The organism is Streptomyces justiciae, from assembly GCF_015163075.1.
Taxonomy (GTDB): domain Bacteria; phylum Actinomycetota; class Actinomycetes; order Streptomycetales; family Streptomycetaceae; genus Streptomyces; species Streptomyces justiciae.
Genome location: NZ_JADDXU010000014.1, coordinates 256,075 through 281,426, shown reverse-complemented (window position 1 = coordinate 281,426; position 25,352 = coordinate 256,075). Strand labels below are relative to the sequence as shown.

Here is a 25,352-nt window from a genome sequence, read left to right as displayed (position 1 = left end):
TGCGTGCCAGACGCCGCGCGCCCGGCCGGGGATATGACGCAGGCTCTCAGGGTTCGTCACACTCCCGCGGGTTCCGGCTGGGCCGGTACCTCCGTCTTCTTCTCCCGCTTCAGGGCCCGCTTCTTCGCGCGGCGCTCCTTGCGGAGCTCCAGCATCGTGTAGAGCGTCGGGACCAGGAGCAGGGTGAGCAGCGTCGAGGTGATCAGGCCGCCGATCACGACGACGGCCAGCGGCTGGGCGATGAAGCCGCCCTCGCCAGTGACCCCGAGGGCCATCGGGAGCAGGGCGAAGATCGTCGCCAGGGCCGTCATCAGGATCGGGCGGAGCCGGTGCCGGCCGCCCTCGATGACGGCGTCGACCGTCGAGTAGCCCTGCCTGCGGTACTGGTTGATCAGGTCGATCAGCACGATCGCGTTCGTCACCACGATGCCGATGAGCATCAGCATGCCGATCATCGCGGGGACGCCCATCGGGGTGCCGGTGAGGATCAGCAGGCCGATCGCGCCGGTCGCCGCGAACGGGATGGAGACGAGGAGGATCAGTGGCTGAGCCAGTGACCGGAACGTCGCCACCAGCAGCATGAAGACGATCGCGATCGCCGCGAGCATCGCCAGGCCCAGGTTCTTGAACGCACTGTCCTGGTCGGAGGTGACACCGCCGATCTCGGCCGTGGCGCCCGCCGGGAGCTTCAGCGCGTCGAGCTTGGACGTGAGGTCCTGGCTCACCGCGCCGGTGTTGTCGCCGGTCGGCTTGGCGGTGATGGTGGCGGCGCGCTGGCCGTCGATCCTCGTCATCGACACCGGGCCGTCCACCAGCTTCACCGTGGCGATGTCACCCAGCTTCACCGGGCCCAGCTTCAGGTTCCGCAGCTCGTCCAGCGTCTGCGCGGGCTTCGCCGACCGGATGACGACGTCGCGCTCGGTGTCGTCGAGGATCGCCTTGGCGGCGGTGGTGCCCTTGACCGCCTCGGCGACGGCCGCGCCGAGCGTCTGGTCGTTGAAACCGGCCGCGGCCGCCTTGGAGTTGGCCTTCACCGAGATGCGCGGGACGCTCTGCGCGAGGTTGCTGGTGACGTCGGTGACGTCGTCCAACCCGGCCACGGTCTTGCGTACTTCCTCGGACGCCTCGCGCAGGACGTTCGCGTCGGCCGCCTTCACGACGACGCTCAGATCCTGGCTGCCGAAGCCGTCGCCGGCCGCGATGGTCGTCGTACCGATGCCGTCGAGCTTCTTCAGACCGGCCTCGATGCTGTCCTGGACGTCGTCGGAGGAGGCCGAGTCGTCCAGCATCACCGAGTAGGAGGCCTGGTTGGTGTCCGTGCCGCCGCCGAAGGCGGCCATGAAGCCGGACGAGCCGATGGTGACCTGGTAGTCCTTGACGCCCTCGGTGTCGGCGAGCAGCCTCTCGACCTTCCTCGCCTGCTCGTCGGTCGCGGCCAGGCTGGTGCCGGGCTTCAACTCCTGCTTGACGGTGAGGACTTCCTGCTCGCCCTGGTCGAAGAAGTTCGTCTTCAGCAGCCCGGACATGCCGAACGTGCCGATGAGGATGACGACCGCGATCAGCACGCTGGTCAGGCGGCGCCGGGTCGCGAACCGCAGGACGGGGACGTAGAGCCGCTGGAGCCTGCTCTTCGCCTCCTTCTCCTCGGCGAGGCGGCGGGCCTCCTCCGCGTCCTCGGGGGTGCCCTTCGGGGCGCGCAGGAACCAGTACGACAGGACCGGGACGACCGTCAGCGAGACGACGAGGGACGCGAGCAGCGCGGCCGTCACGGTCAGGCTGAAGGAGCCGAACAGCTCGCCCACCATGCCGCCGACCAGACCGATCGGCAGGAACACCGCGACCGTGGTGAGGGTGGAGGAGGTGACCGCGCCCGCGACCTCGCGGACCGCCTTGAGGATGGCGTCCTGGCGCTCCTCGCCGTAGCCGAGGTGGCGCTTGATGTTCTCCAGGACCACGATCGAGTCGTCGACGACCCGGCCGATGGCGATGGTCAGCGCGCCCAGCGTCAGCATGTTCAGGGACAGGTCGCGCGTCCACAGGACGATCAGCGCCAGCACCACCGACAGCGGGATGGAGACCGCCGTGACGAGGGTGGAGCGGACGGACGCCAGGAAGACCAGGATGACGAGGACCGCGAAGAGCAGGCCGAGCGCGCCCTCGGTGGTCAGGCCGTCGATGGCCTTGGCGACCGCGGGGCCCTGGTCGGAGACGACGGTGATCTCGGAGCCGCTGCCGAGGTCCTTGCGCAGAGCGGGCAGCTTGTCCTCGACGGCGTCGGAGATGGAGACCGCGCTGCCGTCCTTGTCCATGGTGACCATGACGGCGAGGCTGGGCTTGCCGTCGGTGCGGGTGAGGGAGTCGGCGGCGGCCTCCTCCTGCTTCACCGTGGCCACGTCACCGAGGCGTACGGGCTTGCTTCCGGGCGTACCGGTGACCATCAGGTCCTGGATCTGCTGGACCGAGGTGAAGCCGCCGCCGACCTGGACGGTGCGGTTGGCGCCGTCCTCGTCGAAGGAGCCGGCCGGGACGGTCGCGCCGCCCGCCTGGAGGGCCTGGGCGAGGGCGGCCGAGGTGAGACCGGCCTTGGCGAGCTTGGCGTCGTCCGGGGTGACGGTGACCTGGAGGTCGCGGACGCCGTCCACGGTGACCTGGCCGACGCCGTCCACGGACTTCAGCTCCGGCACGACCGTCTTGTCGAGCTGGTCGGCGAGGGCCTGCTGGTCCTTGTCGGAGGTGACGGCGAGGACGACGGTCGGCATGTCGTCCGTGGAACCGGCGATGACCTGCGGGTCCACCGAGTCCGGGAGCTGGACGCGGGCCCGGTTGACGGCCTGCTGAACATCGGCGACGAGCTGCTTGGTGTCGGGGCCGTAGTCGAAGGACGCCATGATCACGGCGTTGCCCTCACTGGCCGTCGAGGTGACGCCCTCGATGCCGTCGACGGCTTCGAGGCTGTCCTCGATGGGCTCGACGACCTGCTTCTCGACGACGTCCGGGGAGGCGCCCTGGTAAGGGGCCAGCACGGACACCATGGGCAGCTCGATGGAGGGCAGCAGCTGCTGCTTGAGCTGGGGGATCGCGATCGCACCGAAGGCGAGCGCGATGATCGACATCAGGCCTATCAGGGCACGTTGCGCGAGGCTGAATCTCGACAGCCAGGACATGGGTCAGGGATCTCAATTCTGTGAGCGGCAGAAGTGGCCCCTACACCCTGTGTCCTGTGAGGCCGCTGTTTCGTAGCCCCCAGGTCCATTTCCTTATCCGGCGCATACTCCGGTCGCAGTACGCCGGGGTAGAGCTCACTCCACCCTTGGACGTACCAGCCCCGACTCGTACGCGATCACCACCAGCTGCGCCCGGTCCCGCGCGCCCAGTTTCGCCATGGCCCGGTTGACGTGCGTCTTCACGGTCAGCGGGCTGACTTCGAGGCGCTCGGCGATCTCGTCGTTGGAGTGTCCGCCGGCGACCTGGACGAGCACCTCGCGCTCCCGGACGGTGAGCGCCTCCAGGCGGGCGGTGCGGGCGGGGTCGGCGGTCTCGTCGGCGCCGTCGCCCTGGGCGAGGAAGCGGGCGATAAGGCCCTTGGTGGCGGCCGGGGACAGCAGCGCCTCGCCGCCGGCGGCGATCCGGATCGCGCTGAGCAGTTCCTCGGGCTCGCTGCCCTTGCCGAGGAAGCCGGAGGCGCCGGCGCGCAGCGACTGCACCACGTAGTCGTCGACCTCGAACGTCGTCAGGATCACCACACGGACATGGGCGAGGGACGGGTCCTCGCTGATCATGCGGGTGGCGGCGAGACCGTCGGTGCCGGGCATCCGGATGTCCATCAGCACGACGTCGGCCCGCTCCTCCTTGGCCAGCCGCACCACCTCCGCCCCGTCGGAGGCCTCCCCCACGACCTCCATGTCGGGCTCCGAGTCGACGAGCACCCGGAAGGCACTGCGCAGCAGGGCCTGGTCGTCGGCGAGCAGGACGCGGATGGTCATACGGGGGTCCTCTGCGGCAGGGGGTTCGGCTACGGCGAGCCGCCGGGTCACGGCGGGGGTCTCGGGTGCGGCGGAAGGCTCGGTGCTACGACAACTTCCGCGGGGTGCGCCTGAGTTCCGCGGGTCGGTCATACGGTGTCGGCGGCGCCTCGGCCGCGCGTCTTGACCGGCAGGATCGCATGGACGCGGAAGCCGCCGCCGTAACGGGGACCGGTGGTGAGGGTGCCGCGCAGGGCGGTGACGCGCTCGCGCATGCCGAGCAGCCCGTGCCCGCCGCCGTCCGCCGGGCCGTCGTCCTCCCCGGCGCCGTTGTCGAGGACGGTGATCTCGATGTTCGGTCCCACGCGTACGACGCTGACCTCGGCCTTCGCCTCGCCGCCCGCGTGCTTCTGGACGTTCGTGAGGGCTTCCTGGATGACCCGGTAGGCGGCCAGGTCCACGGCGGCGGGCAGGGTGGTGCCGGCGTCGGCGCGGGCGACCTCGACATGCAGCCCCGCGCTGCGGAAGGTGCCGACCAGTTCGTCGAGGCGGTCCAGGCCGGGGGCGGGCTCGGTCGGCGCCTCGGGGTCGCCGGACTGTCTGAGCAGGCCGACGGTGGCGCGGAGTTCGTTGAGCGCGGAGCGGCTGGCCTCGCGCACATGGGACAGGGCCTCCTTGGCCTGGTCGGGCCGCTTGTCCATGACGTGCGCGGCGACGCCCGCCTGAACGTTGACCAGGGCGATGTGGTGGGCGACGACGTCGTGCAGATCGCGGGCGATCCGGAGCCGCTCCTCGGCGACCCGGCGGCGGGCCTCCTCCTCGCGGGTGCGTTCCGCCTTCTCGGCGCGGTCCTGGATGGCCTGCACGAAGGCGCGGCGGCTGCGGACCGCGTCGCCCGCGGTGGCGCCGATGCCGGTCCAGGCGAAGATGCCGAGGTTCTCCTGGGCGTACCAGGGCAGGGGGCCGCCGAGCATGGCGGCGGCGGTGAGGACGGTCATCGTGAGCAGGCCGACCCGCCAGGTCGTGGGGCGGTCGGTGGTGGAGGCGACGGTGTAGAGGGCGATCACCGCGGACATGGCGACGGGGGCGCGGGGGTCGCCGGTGACGCACTCGATGATCGAGAAGGTGCCGGTGAGGGCGAGGACCGTGATGGGGGCGCGGCGGCGGAGGACGAGGGCGGCGGCGCTGAGGCCGATGAGGACGAGGCTGAGCGGGTCCGGGGTGCGGATGCCCCAGGTGACGCCGTCGGGGCCGTGCGGGTCCACGAAGGAGCCGGCGACCATGCACAGCAGTACGCCGACCGCGAGGATGGCGTCCAGCGCCAAGGGGTGCGCCTTCAGTTGGTGCCGGATGCGGTCGACGGTGCTCACGTCTGACAAGGTACGGGGCGCCGCTGTGGCCGTCACCGGGGGCTCCGCCCCCGGCCCCCCGGCCTTTGCCCGCCCACCACCCGACTCGGTCGGCCGGAAGGTGACCCACTTACCCCGGAATCAGTCCGTCGTCGCTGAGCATCTCCCTGACCTCCTCCAGCGTCGCGTCCGGCGACGGGAGGATCAGGTCCGAGGGTTCCAGGGAGTCGTCCGGCACGGGGTCGCCGAGTTCCCTGACCTTGGCCAGGAGGGCGTCGAAGGTGCGGCGGAAGCCGGGGCCGTCGCCGTTCTCCATCTCGGCCAACAGCTCGTCGTCCAGCTTGTTCAGCTCGGTGAGGTGGCTGTCGGCCAGCCTCACCTGCCCCTCCCCCATGATCCGTACGATCATGTCGCCCTCCTAGGCGTGGGCCCCGCCGTCCGTCACTGCTTGTCGAAGCGCGGGGTGTCCTGCGGCTGCTGCTGGGACTGCGACTGGCTCGTGCCACCCTCGATGGCCTGCTGGGAGGAGGAGCCTCCGGCCAGCTCGGCCTTCATGCGCTGCAGTTCCAGCTCTACATCCGTACCACCGGAGAGCCGGTCCAGCTCGGCCTGGATGTCGTCCTTGTGCATGCCGGACTGGTCGTCGAGAGCTCCGGAGGCGAGGAGTTCGTCGATCGCGCCCGCGCGGGCCTGGAGCTGGGCGGTCTTGTCCTCGGCGCGCTGGATGGCCATGCCGACGTCGCCCATCTCCTCGGAGATGCCGGAGAAGGCCTCGCCGATGCGGGTCTGGGCCTGGGCCGCGGTGTACGTGGCCTTGATGGTCTCCTTCTTCGTACGGAAGGCGTCGACCTTGGCCTGGAGTCGCTGGGCCGCCAGGGTGAGCTTCTCCTCCTCGCCCTGGAGCGTCGCGTGCTGTGTCTCCAGGTCCGTGACCTGCTGCTGGAGGGCGGCCCTGCGGGACAGCGCCTCACGGGCGAGGTCCTCACGGCCGAGCGCGAGCGCCTTGCGGCCCTGGTCCTCCAGCTTGGAGGACTGCGACTGCAGCTGGTTGAGCTGGAGTTCCAGGCGCTTGCGGGACGTGGCGACATCGGCCACCCCGCGGCGGACCTTCTGGAGCAGCTCCAGCTGCTTCTGGTACGAGTAATCGAGGGTTTCGCGAGGGTCCTCGGCCCGGTCAAGGGCCTTGTTCGCCTTCGCGCGGAAGATCATCCCCATACGCTTCATGACACCGCTCATGGGCTTCGCGCGCCCCCTTCTGACGGACTCCAGCTCCAGCTCTGCGACAGAACCCACAGTACGGGCCCTGCATCCATTGACGCACTGTTCGGGGACGGATGCGCTCATCCCCAAGGACGACTGCCTCAGGCCTTGCTCCGGCGTGAGGAGTAGGTGACCTTCAGGGTGAGCAGTCGGTCACCGGACGTCCCCTCTGTCCCCCTACATGACGACTGGTGTTGCCGGATCGTTCCCCACCGGGCTGGGGTCCAACCCCGGGCACCCCGTACCCTTGGGTTTTGTGTTCCGTAGCCGTGCCACCAAGGAAGAGAAGGCCACCGCCGCCCAGGCCCCGGTGACCGACTCCAAGCAGCCCCGCGACCCGCAGGCCCCCAAGGGTCGCCCCACTCCCAAGCGGAGTGAGGCGCAGTCCCAGCGCCGCAGCGTCGCCAACACGTCGATGACGCGCAAGGACGCCGCCAGGCGGCAGCGCGACGAGCGCCGTGCCGCCATGGAGAAGCAGCGCCAGGCGCTGGCCGGCGGCGACGAGCGGTACCTGCCCGCGCGTGACAAGGGCCCGGTCCGCAAGTTCGCGCGCGACACCATCGACTCGCGGTTCAACGTGGCGGAGTTCTTCCTGCCCATGGCCGTGATCATCCTGGTGCTGAGCATGGTGCAGGTGGGCGCGCTGCAGAGCATCGCGCTGCTGCTGTGGCTCGTCGTGATCGTGCTGATCGTGCTCGACTCGATCCTCACCGGCTTCCGCCTGAAGAAGCGGCTCGCCGAGCGCTTCCCGGACCAGAACCGGAAGGGCGCGGTGGCCTACGCCCTCATGCGCTCCCTCCAGATGCGCCGGCTCCGGCTGCCCAAGCCGCAGGTCAAGCGCGGAGAGCGGCCCTGAGCACAACGCCGTTCACCGGGGGCGCGGAGGCCTGGCTGAACAAGCTGGGCGGACTGCGGGACGTCGTACGACAGGAGCTGGTGGCCCGGCAGCTCGACGAGCAGATAGCGGGACGTTTCCCGGTCGGGCAGCGGCTGCGCGTGCTCGACGTGGGCATGGGTCAGGGCACGCAGGCGCTGCGTCTGGCCCGGGCCGGGCATCAGGTGACCGGCGTCGAGAAGGACCCGACGATGCTCGCCGCCGCCCGGGAGTGCCTGGCGGGTGAGCCGGAGGGCATCCGGGAGCGGGTGCGGCTGGTCCAGAGCGACGGCCGGGACACCGGGGTGCACTTCCTGCCCGGCAGCTTCGACGTGGTGCTCTGCCACGGCGTGCTGATGTACGTCGAGGAGCCGGACGCCCTGCTGGCGGGCCTCGCGCGGATGCTCGCGCCGGGCGGACTGGTGTCCCTGCTCGTCCGCAACGCCGACGCGCTGGCCATGCGGCCCGGGCTGTCCGGTGACTGGGCGGGCGCCCTCGCCTCCTTCGACACCGTCGCGTACACCAACCGTCTCGGCCTCGACGTCCGCGCCGACCGGCTCGCCGCGCTGACCGCGACGCTCGCCGGGATCGGGGCGCCGCTCCAGGCCTGGTACGGCGTACGGGTCTTCACGGACACCGCGGTGGACGGGGCGGAGATCCCGGCCGACCTGGAGTCGCTGCTGGCGGCCGAGGAGCGGGCCGGGCGGACCGATCCGTACCGGGCGGTCGCGGCCCTGCTGCACCTGTGCGGGGTACGGGGCTGAGCGCTCCGCTGCAAGTGCGGTGCCGGGTCGTCGGTCCGGACAGGTCCTGAAGCGCCCGTTCGGGGGTACAGCGCAAGCCGGACATTCACCCTGAAGTGAGACTCGGGGCATGGACGCTTACCGCCGCCGTGCCCTACGCCTCGTCACACCCTTCGCCGCGCTCGCCTGTTCCGTCGCGCTGCTCGCCGGATGTTCCGACTCCGGTTCCTCCGGTGAGCGGCAGGACCCGACCACCCAGGCCGCCGCTCCCGCCGTGAACAGCGATCTCCAGGACGACTACCAGAAGGTCATCAAGGAGGTCCTGCCGTCGGTCGTGCAGATCCAGGCCTCCAACGACCTGGGCTCCGGGGTGGTCTACGACGACAAGGGGCACATCGTCACCAACGCGCATGTCGTCGGCGACGAGAAGACGTTCCAGGTGACGACCGCCAACAGCGAGAACACCCTGTCCGCGAAGCTCGTCTACGCCTACCCGGAGCAGGATCTCGCCGTCATCAAGCTGGACAAGGTGCCGGACGGGCTGCGGGCGGCGACGTTCGGGGACTCCTCGAAGGTCCAGGTCGGCCAGATCGTGCTGGCCATGGGCTCGCCGCTCGGACTGTCGTCCAGCGTGACGCAGGGCATCGTCTCGGCGACCGGACGGACCGTCACGGAGGGCCGCTCGGACGGCGGTACGGGGGCCACCATCGGCAACATGGTGCAGACGTCCGCGGCCATCAACCCCGGCAACAGCGGCGGCGCCCTCGTCGACCTCGACGGGCAGGTCATCGGCATCCCGACCCTCGCGGCCACCGACCCCAACTTCGGGGACAGCGCGGCGCCCGGGATCGGGTTCGCGATCCCCTCCTCGATGGTCAAGACGGTCGCCGACCAGATCATCGAGAACGGCAAGGTCACCGACTCCGGCCGGGCCGCGCTCGGCATCACCGGCCGCACGGTCGTCGACGACACCTTCCGGGCCTCGGGCGTGGCCGTCGTCGAGGTGAAGGACGGCGGGGCCGCCGACAAGGCTGGCATCGAGGCCGGCGACATCATCACCAAGCTGGGCGACACCCGCATCACCACGATCACGTCCCTCTCCGAGGCGCTGGCGGCGGAGTCGCCGGGCGACAAGACGTCGGTGACGTACACGCGGGGCGGGGACGAGAAGACGGCGGATGTGACGCTGGGCGAGCAGTGAGCGGGGCGCGGGCATGAGAAGGGGGCGGCCGTTTTTCGTGGCCGCCCCCTTCTTCGTGGCTTACGCCTCTTCGGCGTGCAGGCTCATCGGGCCGTAGATCTTCGTGCCGTCCTCGTAGAGGTGCACCTGGTCCGCGCCGCCCTCGGCGAGGTCCTTCCAGAACTCACCGACCCAGGACTCGGCATCCCCCTGCGTGGTGAACTCCTCGGGCTGCACCGCGGGCTGGACCTCCGTCCCGTCGGCCTTCTCGAATCGCCACGTCCATGCCGCCATGTACGCCTCCCAGGTGTGACTAGGGTTCAGAGCCTATTCGGTTGTCTGCGGCTGCGTGGGGGCTGATCGCGCCCCTTTACGGCATGCAGCGCGCGCATGATCAGAAGTTACCGGCGAAAATCAGTCCTGTGGACGTGACTTTGCTCGGTACCGGCGGGCCTTCGGGGCTCCCCCGGCCCTCCTGCCCCTGTTCCTCGTGTGCTGTCGCGCTCGGGGTTGATGCCCGTGCCGCCACCGCGCTGCTCGTCGACGGGGCGCTCATGCTCGATCTGACGCCCGGCGTCGCCTTCGCCGCCGCTCGGGCCGGGCATTCGCTCGGGGGTGTACGGCAGGTGCTGTTGTCGCATCCGCATGACGGGCCCGCGGTGGAGGTGCCGGCCGGGCTGCCGCAGCCGGGGCGGGTGCCGGACGGGCGGGAGTTGGCGTTGCTGACGGGGCATCGGGTGCGGGCGGTGGCGATGGACGCGCCCGGCACCGGGTACGCGGTGACCGGGCCGGACGGGCAGCGGTTGCTGTATCTGCCGCCCGGGGGCGCTCCGGCGGGGCTGGAGGAGAACGGCAAGGACGTCTACGACATGGTCCTCGCCGATGTCGTGGGGCGGCCGGACGCGCTGGCCCGGCTGCGGGCGGTGGGGGCCGTGGGGCCGACCACCGATGTCGTCGCCGTGCATCTGGACCACGACGTGCCGCCGGGCGGCGAGTTGCGGCGCCGGCTCGCGGCGGCGGGCGCGCGGGCCGTGCCCGACGGAACGACGCTGGCCGTCGGCGCCTACGAGGACGTACCGGATGTGCCCCGGCGGACGCTGGTGCTGGGCGGGGCGCGGTCCGGGAAGTCGGTGGAGGCCGAGCGGCGCCTTGAGGCCTTCCCCGATGTGCTGTACGTGGCCACGGGGGGCACCCGGAACGGGGACGGCGAGTGGGCGGCGCGGGTCTCCGCGCACCGGGAGCGGCGGCCCGGCTCCTGGCGTACGGCGGAGACCTGCGACCTGGTGCCGCTGCTCGCCGACGAGGGGCCGCCGCTGCTGATCGACTGTCTGTCGCTGTGGCTGACGGACGCGATGGACGCCGTCGGGGCGTGGGACGACGCGGAGTGGGCCGGGGGCGGGGAGCGGGCGCTGCGGAAGCGGGTGCGGGAGTTGACGGACGCGGTGCGGGCGACCCGGCGGACCGTCGTCGCCGTGTCGAACGAGGTGGGGTCGGGGATCGTGCCCGCCACGGCGTCCGGGAGGCGTTACCGGGACGAACTCGGGCGGCTGAACGCGGCGTTCGCCGCGGAGTGCGAGCAGGTGCTGCTGGTGGTGGCGGGGCAGGCGCTGGTGCTACGAGGGTGAGGACTGTCTGCGGGCGATCACTCGGGTCGTCCTCGACAGGCGGTCGAGGGCGGGGTGACGGGTGGGCGGGAGGATCGTGCAGTCGCTCGCTTCGAGTTCGGTGCGCAGGGCGTCGGCGGCCTCCGTGGTCTCCAGCAGTACGTGGCCTCCCGGGCGGAGGAACGTCAGGAGCGCGCCGAGCTCCGCGACCGGCTTCAGGACGCTGATCACGTCGTAACGGGCGGTCAGGGCCTTGGTGAGGTGCGGGGCCGCCGGGGTGCCGATGTACGCCTCCTCCAGCCGCTCCGCCTCGCGGGCCACGAGCACGGCCGTGGTCGTGTCGAGGCCGTCGAAGGAGGTGTACGGGAACAACGCCTTGGCCTCGGCCGGGAAGTGGGCCTCGCCCGTGCCGACGTCCAGCCAGCTCTCCGGTTCGGGGTTCAGGCGCAGCATCGCGCGGGCCGTCGAGCGGTGGCGGCGTCTGCGGTCGAGGTCGGTGAGTCGGGCGCGCAGGCGTTTCATGGGGGCTCCCTGAGACGTACGACAATCCGCTGCAAAACGGAACGTATGGGATCTCGATCTTGGGAGCAACGACGTCAGGTGCGCGTGGTGCCCCTGTGCCGCCGTCCTGTTCGACCGGTGCCGGTACTGTTCGGCGAATGAGCTCGCTTAATCTCGACGACTTCTCCGATCTGATCGAGCGCCCCGACGGCGGGGTGCGCCGCGACGCCGAGGCGCGTCGCGAGCGCCAGATCGTGCCGCCCGGATCGCTGGGCCGCCTCGACGACCTGGGTGAGTGGCTGGCCGCCGCGCAGTCCGCCGTACCGGTACGGCCGGTCGAACGGCCGCGGGTGGTGCTCTTCGCCGGTGACCACGGCATCGCCGAGCTCGACGTCTCGGCCCGACCTGCGGGCAGCGCCGGGGAGTTGGTGCGCGAGGTGCTGGAGGGCGGGCGGCCGGTGTCGGTGCTCGCACGGCGGCTCGGGGTGCCGGTACGGGTCGTCGACATGGCGCTGGACACCGACCCGGAGACGCTGCCCGAGGATGTCGTACGGCATCGGGTGCGGCGCGGCAGCGGTCGTATCGACGTCGAGGACGCGTTGACCCTGGAGGAGGCCGAGGCCGCGTTCCGGGCCGGGATGGCGGTCGCCGACGAGGAGGCCGACTCCGGTACGGATCTGGTGGTGCTCGGCGATGTGAGCGTCGGCGGGACCACGGCGGCGGGCGTGCTCATCGCCGCGCTGTGCGGGACCGACGCGTCGGTGGTGACCGGGCGGGGCGGGCTCGCGATCGACGACCTGACGTGGATGCGCAAGTGCGCGGCGATCCGGGACGCGTTGCGGCGGGCGCGGCCGGTGCTCGGCGATCAGTTGCAGCTGCTGGCGACCGTGGGCGGGGCCGACCTCGCCGCGATCACCGGGTTCCTGCTCCAGGCCGCGGTGCGGAAGCTGCCGGTGGTGCTGGACGGTGTGACCGTCGCCGCCTGTGCGCTGGTCGGGCAGCGGATCGCCTTCCGGGCGCCGGACTGGTGGCTGGCCGCGCACAACTCCGGGGAGCCGGGGCAGGCGAAGGCGTTGGACCGGATGGCCCTCGAGCCGCTGCTCGACCACGGGGTCCGGGTCGGGGAGGGCGCCGGGGGGTTGCTTGCGCTGCCGTTGGTGCAGGCCGCGGCGGCGTTGGCGGCCGAGCTGCCCGAGAAGCCGGAGCCGTCTGTTGAAGAGGAACCGGAGAAGGAGGAGTAGGCACCGGTCGGTTCGGCACCGCCGGAAACCGCCGTCGTGGCTGAGCGCCGTTGCGGCGGGGGCAACTTTTATGATCCCAATTCATGGGATACGCCCGATTTGCCGTCTGTTACCTCCGGCTCGTCGCGTTCGTCAACTTCCTCAGTGCGGTGTGGGTGTCCCTGGGGCAGGACGTGCGGCGGCACAACCACGAGGATCTGTTCACGCCGTATCTGCTGACCGCCGGCTTCGCCTCCGGGGTCTTCACGGCGTTCCTGGCGGTCACCATGCGGCGCCGCAAGCGGGCCGCATGGCTGCTCAACCTCGGGCTGAGCGGGGCGTTCCTCACGCTGTTCGCGTTCGCCATGGTGTTCCCGGAGATCCGGCGGCATCCGCAGAACTGGGTGTCGCTGGCTCTGACCGCCGCCTTCGTGAGCGCGCTGCTGCTCGGGCGGCGGGAGTTCTACGCCAAGGGTGACCGGGCCAACCCGAAGCTGGCCGCGGCCGTCGGCGCGGGCGGGCTGCTCGCCTCCTCGCTGCTCGCGGCGCTGCTGGTGACGGTGACCAACCAGCGGCACTCCACCTTCACCGCCTGCTGGCGCTACGGCACCCTGCGCCTGGTCTCCATCACCGACTTCCGCTCCCCCGGCATCGCCACCCCCAACTGGGTCGACGTCACCGTCAACGGGCTCAGTACGGTCCTCCTCCTCGCCGTCCTCTACGCCGCCTTCCGCTCCCGCCGTGCCGTCGACCCGCTGACCGACGACGACGAGAAGCGGCTGCGGGAGCTGCTCGACCGGCACGGCGAGCGGGACTCGCTGGGCTACTTCGCGCTGCGCCGGGAGAAGAGTGTCGTCTGGTCGCCGAGCGGCAAGGCCGCCATCGCCTATCGCGTCGTAGGAGGTGTGGCCCTGGCCTCCGGTGATCCGCTCGGCGACCCGGAGGCCTGGCCCGGCGCCATCGAGCCGTGGCTCGACCAGGCGCGGGCGCACGGGTGGATCCCGGCGGTGATGGGGGCGAGCGAGGAGGCGGGGACCGTGTACGCACGGCACGGGCTCGACGCGCTGGAGCTCGGGGACGAGGCGCTCGTGGAGGTCGCCGAGTTCACCCTCGAGGGGCGGGCCATGCGGACCGTACGGCAGGCCCACAACCGGGTGCGGCGGGCCGGGTACACCGTGCGCATCCGGCGGCACGAGGAGATTCCGGCCGCGGAGATGGCCGCGCTGGTCAAGCGCGCCGACGACTGGCGGGACGGGGCCACCGAGCGCGGGTTCAGCATGGCGCTGGGGCGGCTCGGGGACGCGCGGGACGGGCGCTGCGTGATGCTCGAATGCACGGACGCCCAGGGCGAGTTGCGGGCGCTGCTGTCGTTCGTGCCGTGGGGGCCGCACGGGCTGTCGCTCGACCTCATGCGGCGGGACCGGGACTCCGACAACGGACTGGTCGAGTTCATGGTGATCGATCTGCTGCGGCGGGCCCGCGAGATCGGGATCACGCAGGTCTCGCTCAACTTCGCGATGTTCAGGTCGGTCTTCGAACGTGGTGGACGGCTCGGTGCGGGACCGGTGCTGCGGCTGTGGAGGTCGCTGCTCAGCTTCTTCTCGCGCTGGTGGCAGATCGAGTCCCTGTACCGCGCCAACGCCAAGTACCGGCCCATCTGGGAGCCGCGGTTCCTGCTCTTCGAGAAGAGCGCGGACCTGCCGCGCATCGGGCTCGCCTCGGCGCGCGCGGAGGGGTTCCTGGAGCTGCCGGGGCTGCACCGGACAGACCTGGAGAAGCAGAGATGACGACACTCGCCCGCTGGGCCCGTACCGAATGGGGGCCGCTGTACATCGCCGTGCGCGGGCCGCTGGTGCGGCGGCGGTGGCGGGCGGTGCCGATGACGCTCGGCGTGGTGTGCCTGACGGCGCTGCTGCACATCGTGCACAACCAGTCGTGGGGCTTCCGGTTCGTCGAGGACGTGGGGGCGGTACGGGCCGAGGACCCGTTGTGGCTGGCCCTGCTGCGCACTCCCCTGTCGCTGTTCGTCCCGGCCCTCGACCTGCCCGTCTGGGGCGCGCTCGCCCAGATCCTGCTGGTCTTCGGCATCGCGGAGATGTGCCTGGGCTGGTGGCGCACGCTCGTCATCGCGTACGTCGCCACGCTCGCCGGCACGCTGTACGCGCGCGTGGGCATCTGGCTGGGCCCCGACAGCCCGCTCGGCCTGCCCGCCTCGGACGCCCTGGTCGTCGACACCGGACCGTCGGCGGCCGTGGTGGGGCTGGCCGTGTTCCTGGGGTGGCGGTACCGGGCGTACGTCACCGCGGGGGTGGTGATCGCCGCGATGGTGGTCGAGGTGCTGCTCAAGGACAACCTCGCGGGCAAGGAGCATCTGGCGGCGATCGTGGCGGTGCTGGCGCTGTGCGGGCTGTCGGCCGTACGTCACCGGCGGGCTGTGTCCAGTGCCGGGTCGGGCTTGCCGCCGATCAGGTCCTGAAGGCGGCGGCGGGGGCCCGCCCAGCGGCGGTCGTGGCGGTAGGCGCGCAGGGTGGCCTTGGCGCGGGCGCGGGGGCGGCGGCGGTAGAGGCGGCGGGCCCAGGGTGAGCCGGGGCGGGCCAGCCGGACCAGGCCGATGATGCCGACGAACGGGACGACGACGCTGAAGATCGCCATCCGGGTCTTGCCCTTGAGCAGTACGGCCAGGGCGAAGAGGAAGTTGACGAGGACCGTCGTGATGACGCTGCCGCGGTCCTTGAGCTCCTCCTGGGTCATGTCGTTGACCCCGAACGGCGAGAACCCGGACAGCATCAGCCCGACCAGCGCCGCGGTGAGCACGACGACCTCGACGCTCTTCCTCCCCTCCTCCGTCCAGTAGACGTCGTCCAGGTGCAGGATCAGCGCGAACTCGTCCAGCACCAGCCCGGCGCCCACCCCGAACACCACCGCGAACGCCGCCGACCCGAACCCGTGCCGCCCGCTGGCGACGGCCCCGAAGCCGCCGAGGACGGTCAGGATGACGCCGGGCACCACGTGGTGGATGTGCACCCCGCCGGAGCTGATGTTGCCGAACGGCCCCTTGCCCGCGCGGATGAGGCGGGTGATGACCCGGGTGACGAGGAAGGTGACGACGAACGCGGTCAGGGCCAGGAGCAGGGGCAGCTTGCCGGGTTCGACGATGTTGCGGTGCAGCCAGTGGCCCATGGGGCCAGTTTCGGGCCAGGAAGGGTGGGCTGCCCGGCGGGTGCGGCGACCGGGGTACCGGGGGCGGGGGTGGGCTGTCGGGCGGGTCCGGTGGCCGGGCTACTCTTCCGGGCGTGTCCACGTCCCCGCAGCTCCACGGCCGTCTTCATGGCCTCCGTTTCGCTTTCGGCACCCTGAGTGTGCTTCCCGTGCGGGTGAGCCGCTGGGACCGGGAGGCGGCGCGTGGTGGCATGCTGTGCGCCCCGCTGGTGGGTGTGGTGATCGGCGGGCTCGCGGCGGGCGTCGGGCTCGCGCTGCTGTGGCTGGGCTCGGGGGCGCTGCTCGCCGCGGTCGGCTCGGCCGCGGTACCGGCCGTACTGACCCGGGGCCTGCACCTCGACGGCATCGCCGACACCGCCGACGGCCTCGGCAGCGGGAAGCCCGCGGAGGACGCGCTGCGGATCATGAAGCAGTCGGACATCGGGCCGTTCGGGGTCATCACCCTCGTCTTCGTGCTGCTCGGCCAGGTGGCCGCACTGGCACGGGCCTACGACGACTCCTGGGCCCGGGGTGCGGTGGCCACCGTCGTCGCGGCGGTCGTCGCCCGGCTCGCACTGACCCTGGCGGCCCGTGCCGGGGTGCCGGCCGCCCGCCCGGAGGGGCTGGGGGCGGCGGTGGCGGGGGTGGTGCCGGTAGGGGGTGCGATCGGGGTCGCGGCCGCGGTGCTGGTGGCGGCGGGCGGGGGCGGGCTGCTGGCGGGGAGCTACGGTCCTGTCGTCGCCGTCGTGGTCGCTCTCGCCGCCTCCGAGCTGCTGCTACGGCACTGCACGCGCCGCTTCGGCGGGATCACCGGCGATGTGTTCGGCGGGCTCGCGGAAACCGCGGCGACGACGGCACTGGTCGTCCTGAGCTTCGGTGCCTAGCAGGCCCGGCGCCACACCCCCAGCTCGTACTTCTTCGCCATCGAGCTCAGCTTCAGCCGGCGCGACTCCGCGCAGAACGCGCTCGTCGGCAGCTCGTACTCCACGTGGAACACGGCCTTGCCCGCCTTGATGAACGGCGTGTTGGCCGCGCACTCGTCGTACTGGGCGCACTGTTCGTTGACCGCGAAGTCGAAGTCGTCCACCAGCTGCGGGATCTGGTCCAGGTCGTTCTTCAGACCGACCGCCATGCCCCGGTCGTGGGCGAGTTTCGCGATCAGGCGGTTGTAGCGGAGCTGGTCGGAGGCGTCGAGGTCGAAGCCCGTGCGGTTCTTGTAGCCGTCCATGTTGTCCGGCTCGACCGCTTCGAAGCCCTTGTCCTTGCACATGTCCATACGGGCGGCAATGAGCGGCTCAAGGACATCGACCTGACGGATGTCCAGCCAGCGTTCGCCCTCCCAGCCGTTGCCGCGGCCGATCACCGACTTGGGGAACTTCTTCGCGTCGGGCCGCCAGTCCTCCCAGGCGCCGGTGGAGAGGTAGCAGATCACCTTTCGGTCCTCGCGGTGCAGGGCGGTCACGGTCGCCTTCGGCTGGTCGAAGCCGTCGATGTCGTAGACCGGGACGTCGACGGAGGTGTCGATCGTCCGGCCGCTCAGCTGCCACTGCCAGGCCAGACCGGGGGTCGGCTGCCAGCGGGGGCTCGGCTTTCCGTCCTGGGCCGTGGTGCAGGCGGCGAGGAGGAGGACGGGGAACAGCCAGAGAAGGCGTCTCACTGAGCGGGCTCCAGAGTGTGGGGCAACGTACCCCAAGGATGATCACCCATGCCCGGCACCCCGCAGTACAGATCCGCCCCGTGCACCGCGAGATCCGCGCCACGTGGGACGCCGTACACGAGATGACAGAGCCGTACGTCCGTGCCGCCGCGCCACTTCGGTGGGCCGAGGTGGAGGTACGACTTCCAGGGGCCCTCGAAGGTCACGAGGACGTCGGCGATGCGGGCGTAGGAGGGGTGCGGGGCGGTGCCGTGGTTGAGGACGAGGGTGCCGCTTACTGCTGTCGCGAGGCGGCGGTAGTACGTGAACTCGGCTTCTCCTGACGCCACTTGGTCCAGGAAGGCGCCGTCCGTGGCGTACCAGTCGTGGTGGTGGGTGAGGTCGCGGACGACCTCGGGGTGGGGGCGGCGGGCGTAGGCGGTGTCGACGTAGCCGAGGGTCCGTATGCCTGCGGCTTTGAGGCGGGCGGCCACCTCTACGAAGGCCTCGTCGGGGTGGTCGCCGGGGCCGCTCGCCGGGTTGAGGACCACGGCGTAGAGGTGGGGGGCCGCTGCGATGATCGCGTCCCATTCCGTGGGGCGGGCGGACGGGTGCTCGTAGTACGGGAGCAGGAGGTTGTTCGTCATCGGTGGGCGGTCGCCTTCCCCAGCAGGGCGCAGGCCAGGACCGCCTGGGTCGTGGCGGTGGTCGCGTACACGGTCAGGGCGGTCAGCGGGGCGAATGTCTGGGCCAGGGCCGCCACGGAGCAGATCGCTGTCGTGCTGAGGATCGCGCCGAAGGACTGGAGCAGCAGGGCTGTCCACAGGACGGTGCCGAGGAGGAGCAGGGGGGTTGGGCTGATGCCGGTGGTCAGGGCCAGGGTGAGGAGGGTGAGGAGGTAGGTGGTGAGGGAGTGCAGGAGGGTGCGGGTCGCTGCGCGGCGGAAGGCGGTTGGGGTGGTGCTGGAACGCAGGGCGGTTGTGCTGGTGCTGCGGAGGTGGTGGAGGAGGTATTCGGCGGGGCCCATGCTCAGGGTGAGGATGAGGGCGGTGAGGGGGTCGGCTAGGGCTGCGTGGAGGACGAGGGTGCCGGTGGCCAAGCCGAAGAGGGCGTAGGGGAAAGACGAAGAGAGTGGGGGGCCCATTGTCGTTTTTCGACTGCGGGTGCGTTGTGGCTGGTCGCGCAGTTCCCCGCGCCCCTTATCGGCGTTGCCCCGAGGCATGACTTCAAGTAGAGCCAGGATTGCCACTGCCGTCAGGGGAGCCAGCAGCAGAACAAGTCTCGCGACCTCCGGCACACCACAGAACAAAGCCACAACCGCGCCCGTCGCCATGGGCAACAGGGCCAGTAGCAACGCTCGTTCGCGGGCCCGTACCAGCAGGATCGTCGATGCTCCCAGGTACAGGGACTGGCCTGCCGCGAAGGCCACGGACCGGTCTGGTGTGCCTGATGCCAGCAATGCAACCAAGGTGCCCAGCACCACCCCCGTCGGTGCTCCTCGCAGCAGGGTTCGCTTTGCCGCTCTCTCGTCTCCCAAGCCCAGCCAGGTGTACGCGCGATGGGCCAGGGCCTGGTTCCAGGTCCAGCCGGTCAGGGCGCCGGCCAGGAGGGGGAGCGGGGCTGCGGCGGCGAGTACGTAGGCGAAGCCTGGGAGGGCGAAGACCACTCCTCTAAGGAGGCAGGTCAACAGGCTTGCCCGCCAGGGGTCGTGGGGCGCGGTCTCCGGTTCGGGGTGGCGGCGGGGGACTCGTTCGTAGAGTTCCTCGGCCAGTGCGAAGGAGTTCTTCACGCCGTACCGCTCGCGTATCTGGTCGTCCGACAGTCCGTCACTCTCCAGGAGCGCGGCGATCTCGTCGGGGTGGACCGCGGCCGCGACGAAGTCGTCGAGGCGGGCGGCGAGTTCGTCGACGGGGTCAGGGCCGGCCCAGCTGGGGGTGGTGCGCTGTTTGGGGATCGTGGGGAAGGTGTCCGGGCGGGCGCCTGGTGACAGCCAGAGGGAGCCGCTCACCAGTCGGTTCCGTCCGTCGCGACCGCCGCGTACCAGGGGTCGCGCAGTTCGCGGGTCCAGTCGGTGACGGTCTCGATGGTGGGCTCGTACACCTCGGGCAGGCCCGCGAGTTCCTGGTAGATGGTGCGGAAGGCGTCCACCGAGCGGCGGAGCGTGAAGCGGTCGATCACTCGTTGGCGGGACAACTCGCCCAGTTTCAGGCGGCGTTCGTCGTCCTTGAGCAGGGTCAGGGCCGCTGCCGCCATCTTCTCCGGTTCTCTCGGGGGGACCACCAGGCCCGTGTCGCCGACGGCCTCGCGCACGCCGCCGACGTCCGTCGACACCGTCGTACGGCCGCAGGACATGGCCTCGATGATGGAGAACGGGAAGCCTTCCGAGATGGAGGAGAGCATCACCACGTGGCCGGCGGCGTAGGCGCGCCAGACCTCGCTGATGCGGCCCTCGAAGGTGAGGCCGTCGGTGACGCCGAGTTCGGCGGCGAGCTTCTCCAGGCGGGTCTTGTACTCCTCGCCGCCCGGTGGGACCGGGCCGAACAGGCGCAGGCGGGTTTCCGGGAGTTCGGCGCGGACCATCGCGTAGGAGCGGATCAGGGTCTCCAGGTCCTTGATGGGGTCCACGCGGCCGCACCAGGTGAGGGTGGGGATCTCGGGTTCGGGGCCCGCGTGCGGGAAGGCGGCCGGGTCGACGCCGTTGTAGACCGTGCGGATCTTGTCGGCGTCGGCGCCGCCGCGCTCCTCCCAGCGGCGGTTGTACTGGTTGCACGGTGTGACCAGGTCGGCGGCCCGATATCCGTGTGAATTGAGTTCACGGTAGAAGCCGAGCATGAAGGCCTTCACCGGCCAGCGTTGGGCGTCGGAGCGGTAGCCGAGGTAGCGCTCGCGGAGGTAGATGCCGTGCTCGGTGAGGAGGAACGGTACGCCGTCGAGGGCGTGGGCGGCGAGGGCCGGCAGGGTGGCCAGGCCACTGCTCACGGCGTGCGCGACCGAGTCCTCGGGGACACGGACGCCCAGCGGGCGCAGGGCGTGTTCGAGGAGGTCGGTGGCGGTCAGGGCGTCGTGGACCGTGGGGTGGGCGGCGGCCGTGGGCAGGTGCGGCATCGTCCAGATCCACATCAGGGAACGCAGGGCCGACTCCGTGCGCAGGGCCGCCGACAGCCGTCCGTCGCGGGCCAGTCGGGCCAGTTCGCAGAGGGCCTCGCCGAAGTCGTGGTGGTCGTGGCTCCCCGGGTCCAGGAAGGAGAGCAGGAAACGCTCGTAGGAGTCGAGGAAGCGGCGCCTCGCCCTGCCGTACGGGGCGGTTCTGCGGCCGGGGCGCGGGCCCCAGGTGGGGACCGAGGTGTGGGCGTAGACGTTCGGCGGCAGCTCCCAGGTCACGGGTTCGCGGCCGCTGCCGGTGAGCGACAGGATGTGGAAGTAGACCTCCGGCATGCCCTTGACCAGCTGGTCGCACCAGGTGCTGACGCCGCCGTGGACGTGTGGGTAGGTGCCTTCGGTGAGCATGGTGACGTGACGGCCCGTTCGCATAGCCGCGCGTGATCCCCCCTGTTGTGCGGATGTTGTGCGGAGGGCTGCGTCCGGCTCCTGGCTACCGCCGCGTCGTGGCTGGTCGCGCCCACGCGGCGGTAGCCGCAGATCGATACAGCCCCGCGCCCCTTGGGGCGTTGCCGCTTACGGCAGCTTCAGAGTGACCGCCGACTGCAGCGCCTCCGGCGTGGTCCATGCCGAGCGCCTGCCTGCGTACTGCGTTCCGAATGTGCCGGTACCCAGCAGCAGTTGCTTCTTCGTGCCCTCCGGTGCCGTCACCGGGATCTGCGTTCCGCTCGGGGCCGTGATCGTCACCGTGTTGCCGACCCGGTACGCCGTGACCTTGCCGGAGGCCAGCGCGGCCTGCCAGGCGGCGCGGCGTTGGAGTTCGGTGCCGATGGCGGCCTGGGCGAGGTTCTCCAGCGGGGTGTTGTCGGCGAACAGGGCCTGGTAGTCGGCCAGCACCTTGTTCAGGACCGGGTAGAGCGTGCGGTCCTCGGCCAGGTTGGACTGGTGGGCGTAGTGCGGGCGCGGGTCGCCCGAGATCGCGTGTCCGAGGGCGGTGCGGGCCTCCTGCGGGACGATGTACGACCGGTAGCCGGTGGCGGTGTCGAGGGGTGCGGGCAGGCAGGTGGACGACGGGTTGTTCTCGCAGAGGCCGCTGCCGCCGTCGGCCGCCGAGGTGTAGATCCAGTTGTACTCGTCGGCCATCTCGGCGTCGGTGCCCGTGTTGTAGTACACGTTCATCGGGTAGCGGGGCACGGTGAGGGTGCTGCTGCCGACCGAACGCTGCTCGGGTTCCCGGGAGTTGTCGGAGGCGGTCCATTTCACGCCGTTGGCGGCCAGGGCACCGGCGAGGTTGGGGTTGTCGTCGGGCTGCTGGGGCAGGGTGCGCAGGCCCGAGTGTTCGCCGGTGACGAGTTCGGCGCGGTTGAGCGGAAGTCCCTTGCTGACGCCCCAGTTGTAGTTGTTGCTGATCTCCGCGGAGATGTCGGCGCGGCTCAGGTACTGGGTGCTGCCGTCGGCGTTCTTGGCGCAGCTCCACGGCACGCTGGTGGTGTCCTGGACGCAGCCGAGGAACTTGTGCGTGTAGGTGTGGTTGATCCAGCGGTACTTGGCCTTGTCGGCGAGCAACTGCGTGGTGAGCGCGTCGGTGCCGCCGTTCTCGGTCTTCCACTCCTCGCCGGAACCGGCGTTGTAGACCATGTCGAGCTTGAAGCCGTGCTCCTGCTGCCACTGCGCCGCGTACTGGGCGTCGGCGGCGGTCATCCGGATCGGGACGGTCCCCTCGCCGTCGCCGCCGGGGCAGGTGAAGTCGCCCGGAGTGCAGTTGTGCGTGGTGTCCCAGCGGCTGTCGGGGGCGAAGACGTCGTCGACGTGGACCTCGAAGTAGTTGCGGGCCTGCCCCAGGTGCACGCCCTGGGTCAGCCACTCGACGATGCCGCGGGCCAGCACCCGGAACTGCTGCTGGTACTGGTTGTAGGCGAAGGTCACGACGAGTTCGCGGCGGCCGTCGTGCGCGTACTCGCCGATCAGGCTGCCGCGGCCGGTTCCTCCCGGCACGGGGACGTCGACGTAACTGGTGAAGCCGGTGCGAGGAGTGGCGACGAAGCCGTAACTCTCCTGCGTCGAGGCCGAGTTGTCCTCGAAGGTGACGGCCCCGTCGAGATAGCCGAACCAGCCCGCCCTGCCCGCCGTGGTGACGTCCGCCGTCCGGCCGTCCAGCGTCCCGGAGTACGCGCTGTAGTCCAGGCCCACCTCCGGGTGCGCCCAGGTGTAGGCGTCGACCTGCGGGATGCCGTACGTCTTCTCGTACGTCTCCAGCGCGGTCTGCTCCGCCGAACCGGCCCCGAACGGGGCCTCGTTGGGCAGCACGACGCCCTGGTAGCGGGCCCGGGGTGTGCCGTTGACCGTGTCGGCGAGGAACGCGGCCGTGATGGCCGGGCGGTTGGCGTCGTTCAGGTCGACGGTGGTGTACGGGATGCCGGTGTTCCTGAGCTGGGCGGTGATGGCCTGGACGGGGCTGTCGCCGTTGTCCACGACCAGCACCTTCAGGTCGATGCGCGGTGTCGTCGCCGCGGTGGCGCCGGGCGCCCCCAGGCCCAGCGCGATCAGCCCCGCCGCCGTGGAGACGGCGGCGACGGCCTTCCATCTGTGCGCACTTTGCGCCATTGGGTGTCCTTCCCCCCAGAAGATCCTCGCGCGTCCCCTTTGCGGGAAATCCGGGGAGGATCCGTGGAAATCATGCGAAGCGGCGAACAGGGCGCCCACCGGAACACAGTGAGTGTGGCCGAGGTGACGGGGAGTGAGAGCTGAGAAGTGGCCACGACGCCACCCACAGGTGAACGCCCGTAGGAATGAGCGAAAGCGCGCCACGCGCGTAGGCTCGTTCCGGGTGTTCATCGACGGGGTGAAGGCCCCGGTCGATGCTGCTCCCTGACGCAGATCTAGGGTCGGCTGTCGGGCCCGGTCGACCCACCCGCTCGACCACTGGAACTTCACATCGGAAGCGAGATTTCACCACCGTGACTGCTCTCACTCTCAGCACCGCCGCGGCGCCCGGCCTGCGGGCCGACGCGATCGTGATCGGTGTCGCCAAGGGCGCTGCATCCCGGTCCGGGGGCCTGGTCGTCGCCCCGGGCGCCGAAGCCGTGGACAAGGCCTACGACGGCAAGCTCGCCGGCGTCCTGGAGACCCTCGGCGCCTCCGGTGCCGAGGGCGAGGTGACGAAGCTGCCCGCGCCGTCCGGTTTCAAGACGCCGCTCGTCGTGGCCGTGGGTCTCGGCCCGGAGCCCGAGAAGGACTCCTCCTTCGACGCCGAGGCGCTGCGCCGGGCCGCCGGTACGGCCGCCCGCGCGCTGAACGGCTCCAAGAAGGCCGCGTTCGCGCTGCCGCTGACGGACGCCGCGGACGCCGGTGCGATCGCCGAGGGCGCGCTGCTCGGCGCGTACTCCTTCGACGCGTACAAGGAGAACGGCAAGGACCCGAAGAAGGGCAAGGCGCCGCTCGCCGAGGTGGCCCTGCTGGGCGGCAAGCCCCGCGACCGCGCCTACAAGGCGGCCGTCGAGCGGGCCCTCGCGGTCTCGGAGGAGCTGAACCGCGCTCGAGACCTGATCAACACCCCGCCGAACGACCTGTACCCGGAGGCCTTCGCCGCCGTCGCGCAGGCCGCGGGCAAGGAGCACGGCATCAAGGTGCAGGTGCTCGACGACAAGGCGCTGGTCAAGGGCGGCTACGGCGGCATCCTCGGCGTCGGCGGCGGTTCCGAGGCGAAGCCGCGGCTGGTGAAGCTGTCGTACACCTCCTCCAAGGCGAAGAAGCACCTCGCGCTCGTCGGCAAGGGCATCACGTACGACTCGGGCGGCATCTCGCTGAAGCCGGCCGGTCACAACGAGACGATGAAGTGCGACATGAGCGGTGCGGCGGCCGTCTTCGCCGCCGTCGTCGCGGTCGCGCGGCTCGGTCTCGAGGTGAACGTCACCGGATGGCTGGCGCTCGCCGAGAACATGCCGTCGGGGTCGGCGGTGCGGCCGGGTGACGTACTGCGGATGTACAGCGGGAAGACCGTCGAGGTCCTCAACACCGACGCGGAGGGGCGGCTGGTGCTAGCCGACGCGCTGTGGGCGGCGTCGGAGGAGAAGCCGGACGCGATCGTCGACGTGGCGACGCTGACCGGGGCGATGATGCTGGCGCTGGGCAGCCGGACGTACGGGATCATGGCGAACGACGATGCGTTCCGCTCCGCGGTGCACGAGGCGGCGGAGGAGGTCGGCGAGCCCGCGTGGCCCATGCCGCTGCCTGAGCACCTGCGCAAGGGGATGGAGTCCCCGACCGCCGATATCGCGAACATGGGTGAGCGGATGGGTGGTGGTCTGGTCGCCGGGCTCTTCCTGCGGGAGTTTGTGGGCGAGGGGATCACCTGGGCGCACCTCGACATCGCCGGGCCTGCTTTCAACGAGGGTGGGCCTTTCGGGTACACGCCCAAGGGAGGGACGGGGACCGCTGTGCGTACGTTGGTGCGGCTGGCGGAGCTGACTGCCTCGGGTGACCTGGGGTGATGGTCGCCTAAGAGCTCGGTGCGCCTGGGGCGTGGGCGGCTGCGGGTCCGTTGTGGCTTGTCGCGCAGTTCCCCGCGCCCCTAGGTGCCTCACCGCGACGTCTCTTCACATGTGAGCGTGTGGCGTCTCACACCCCGGCCCGGCGTCTCGTTCCCTTCCGACAAGTGCGAAGATGGGGCTCGGCAGGACAGGGCCCCACCACAGGGCCGAAGAAAGAGCGGCCGGACACCAGCCGC

Annotated in this window: 22 protein-coding genes; 9 read left to right on the top strand and 13 right to left on the bottom strand. The window is 70.9% G+C overall.

What is annotated here, in order from left to right; genetic code table 11:
* Window positions 1–56: 56 nt before the first annotated feature.
* From IQ210_RS33625 to IQ210_RS33605, 5 genes are all read right to left on the bottom strand, one after another.
* Entirely contained in the window at window positions 57–3,164 is a 3,108-nt protein-coding gene (locus IQ210_RS33625) for an efflux RND transporter permease subunit (protein ID WP_194082954.1), read from the bottom strand.
* Window positions 3,165–3,299: 135 nt separating this feature from the next.
* Entirely contained in the window at window positions 3,300–3,983 is a 684-nt protein-coding gene (locus tag IQ210_RS33620) for a response regulator (RefSeq protein ID WP_194082953.1), read from the bottom strand.
* Between the two features lie 128 nt (window positions 3,984–4,111).
* Window positions 4,112–5,332, bottom strand: a complete 1,221-nt coding sequence (locus IQ210_RS33615) for a sensor histidine kinase (protein ID WP_194082952.1) — start codon at window positions 5,330–5,332, stop codon at window positions 4,112–4,114.
* A 109-nt stretch (window positions 5,333–5,441) separates the two neighbouring features.
* On the bottom strand, window positions 5,442–5,720 hold the full coding sequence (pspAA, locus tag IQ210_RS33610; protein WP_194082951.1) for a PspA-associated protein PspAA: 279 nt from the start codon (window positions 5,718–5,720) through the stop codon (window positions 5,442–5,444).
* Window positions 5,721–5,752: 32 nt separating this feature from the next.
* Window positions 5,753–6,520 (bottom strand): PspA/IM30 family protein, encoded by a 768-nt coding sequence (locus IQ210_RS33605; protein WP_244363389.1) that lies wholly within the window; start codon window positions 6,518–6,520, stop codon window positions 5,753–5,755.
* Window positions 6,521–6,752: 232 nt separating this feature from the next.
* Between IQ210_RS33605 and IQ210_RS33600 the strand changes: the two genes are divergently transcribed.
* The 3 genes from IQ210_RS33600 to IQ210_RS33590 all read left to right on the top strand — a co-directional run bounded on the left by IQ210_RS33600 (window position 6,753) and on the right by IQ210_RS33590 (window position 9,389).
* Window positions 6,753–7,427 carry a DUF3043 domain-containing protein gene (locus IQ210_RS33600; RefSeq protein ID WP_194082950.1) on the top strand — a complete coding sequence of 225 codons (675 nt, stop codon included), beginning with the start codon at window positions 6,753–6,755 and terminating at the stop codon, window positions 7,425–7,427.
* Window positions 7,428–7,507: 80 nt separating this feature from the next.
* Window positions 7,508–8,209, top strand: coding sequence for a class I SAM-dependent methyltransferase (locus tag IQ210_RS33595; RefSeq protein ID WP_194082949.1), 702 nt, complete (start codon window positions 7,508–7,510; stop codon window positions 8,207–8,209).
* A gap of 109 nt (window positions 8,210–8,318) precedes the next feature.
* Window positions 8,319–9,389, top strand: coding sequence for a S1C family serine protease (locus tag IQ210_RS33590; protein ID WP_194082948.1), 1,071 nt, complete (start codon window positions 8,319–8,321; stop codon window positions 9,387–9,389).
* 60 nt (window positions 9,390–9,449) lie between these two features.
* On the opposite strand, the gene IQ210_RS33585 is transcribed toward IQ210_RS33590, so the two are convergent.
* Window positions 9,450–9,662: a hypothetical protein gene (locus tag IQ210_RS33585; protein WP_194082947.1), complete on the bottom strand. Its 213-nt coding sequence runs from the start codon at window positions 9,660–9,662 to the stop codon at window positions 9,450–9,452.
* A gap of 128 nt (window positions 9,663–9,790) precedes the next feature.
* Between IQ210_RS33585 and IQ210_RS33580 the strand changes: the two genes are divergently transcribed.
* Window positions 9,791–10,993, top strand: coding sequence for a bifunctional adenosylcobinamide kinase/adenosylcobinamide-phosphate guanylyltransferase (locus IQ210_RS33580; RefSeq protein WP_194082946.1), 1,203 nt, complete (start codon window positions 9,791–9,793; stop codon window positions 10,991–10,993).
* Here IQ210_RS33580 and IQ210_RS33575 read toward each other — a convergent pair.
* On the bottom strand, window positions 10,982–11,494 hold the full coding sequence (locus tag IQ210_RS33575) for a methyltransferase domain-containing protein (RefSeq protein WP_194082945.1): 513 nt from the start codon (window positions 11,492–11,494) through the stop codon (window positions 10,982–10,984). The two genes, IQ210_RS33580 and IQ210_RS33575, sit on opposite strands and share 12 nt — an antisense overlap.
* 137 nt (window positions 11,495–11,631) lie before the next feature.
* Between IQ210_RS33575 and cobT the strand changes: the two genes are divergently transcribed.
* The 3 genes from cobT to IQ210_RS33560 all read left to right on the top strand — a co-directional run bounded on the left by cobT (window position 11,632) and on the right by IQ210_RS33560 (window position 15,169).
* Window positions 11,632–12,714, top strand: a complete 1,083-nt coding sequence (gene cobT, locus IQ210_RS33570; RefSeq protein WP_194082944.1) for a nicotinate-nucleotide--dimethylbenzimidazole phosphoribosyltransferase — start codon at window positions 11,632–11,634, stop codon at window positions 12,712–12,714.
* Window positions 12,715–12,797: 83 nt separating this feature from the next.
* Complete coding sequence (locus tag IQ210_RS33565; protein WP_194082943.1) at window positions 12,798–14,480, top strand: phosphatidylglycerol lysyltransferase domain-containing protein; 1,683 nt, start codon at window positions 12,798–12,800, stop codon at window positions 14,478–14,480.
* Entirely contained in the window at window positions 14,477–15,169 is a 693-nt protein-coding gene (locus IQ210_RS33560) for a hypothetical protein (protein ID WP_194082942.1), read from the top strand. Before IQ210_RS33565 ends, IQ210_RS33560 begins: the two co-directional genes overlap by 4 nt.
* On the opposite strand, the gene IQ210_RS33555 is transcribed toward IQ210_RS33560, so the two are convergent.
* Window positions 15,115–15,873 carry a hypothetical protein gene (locus tag IQ210_RS33555; RefSeq protein WP_194082941.1) on the bottom strand — a complete coding sequence of 253 codons (759 nt, stop codon included), beginning with the start codon at window positions 15,871–15,873 and terminating at the stop codon, window positions 15,115–15,117. The two genes, IQ210_RS33560 and IQ210_RS33555, sit on opposite strands and share 55 nt — an antisense overlap.
* Before the next feature lie 113 nt (window positions 15,874–15,986).
* On the opposite strand from IQ210_RS33555, the gene IQ210_RS33550 reads away from it, so the two are divergent.
* On the top strand, window positions 15,987–16,775 hold the full coding sequence (locus IQ210_RS33550; protein ID WP_194082940.1) for an adenosylcobinamide-GDP ribazoletransferase: 789 nt from the start codon (window positions 15,987–15,989) through the stop codon (window positions 16,773–16,775).
* Here the strand turns inward: IQ210_RS33550 and IQ210_RS33545 are convergent.
* From IQ210_RS33545 to IQ210_RS33525, 5 genes are all read right to left on the bottom strand, one after another.
* On the bottom strand, window positions 16,772–17,548 hold the full coding sequence (locus IQ210_RS33545) for an endo alpha-1,4 polygalactosaminidase (protein ID WP_194082939.1): 777 nt from the start codon (window positions 17,546–17,548) through the stop codon (window positions 16,772–16,774). The genes IQ210_RS33550 and IQ210_RS33545 overlap by 4 nt on opposite strands.
* Window positions 17,545–18,174, bottom strand: a complete 630-nt coding sequence (locus tag IQ210_RS33540; protein ID WP_194082938.1) for a spherulation-specific family 4 protein — start codon at window positions 18,172–18,174, stop codon at window positions 17,545–17,547. Before IQ210_RS33540 ends, IQ210_RS33545 begins: the two co-directional genes overlap by 4 nt.
* A complete protein-coding gene (locus IQ210_RS33535) occupies window positions 18,171–19,535 on the bottom strand; it encodes a hypothetical protein (RefSeq protein ID WP_194082937.1) in 1,365 nt (454 codons plus the stop codon). Before IQ210_RS33535 ends, IQ210_RS33540 begins: the two co-directional genes overlap by 4 nt.
* Window positions 19,532–21,058: a GT4 family glycosyltransferase PelF gene (gene pelF / locus IQ210_RS33530; protein WP_194082936.1), complete on the bottom strand. Its 1,527-nt coding sequence runs from the start codon at window positions 21,056–21,058 to the stop codon at window positions 19,532–19,534. Before pelF ends, IQ210_RS33535 begins: the two co-directional genes overlap by 4 nt.
* A 144-nt stretch (window positions 21,059–21,202) precedes the next feature.
* A complete protein-coding gene (locus tag IQ210_RS33525) occupies window positions 21,203–23,230 on the bottom strand; it encodes a hypothetical protein (RefSeq protein WP_194082935.1) in 2,028 nt (675 codons plus the stop codon).
* A gap of 353 nt (window positions 23,231–23,583) precedes the next feature.
* On the opposite strand from IQ210_RS33525, the gene IQ210_RS33520 reads away from it, so the two are divergent.
* The gene (locus tag IQ210_RS33520) at window positions 23,584–25,116 is read left to right on the top strand and encodes a leucyl aminopeptidase (protein ID WP_194082934.1); all 1,533 of its coding nucleotides are present in this window, start codon (window positions 23,584–23,586) and stop codon (window positions 25,114–25,116) included.
* Window positions 25,117–25,352: the final 236 nt, after the last annotated feature.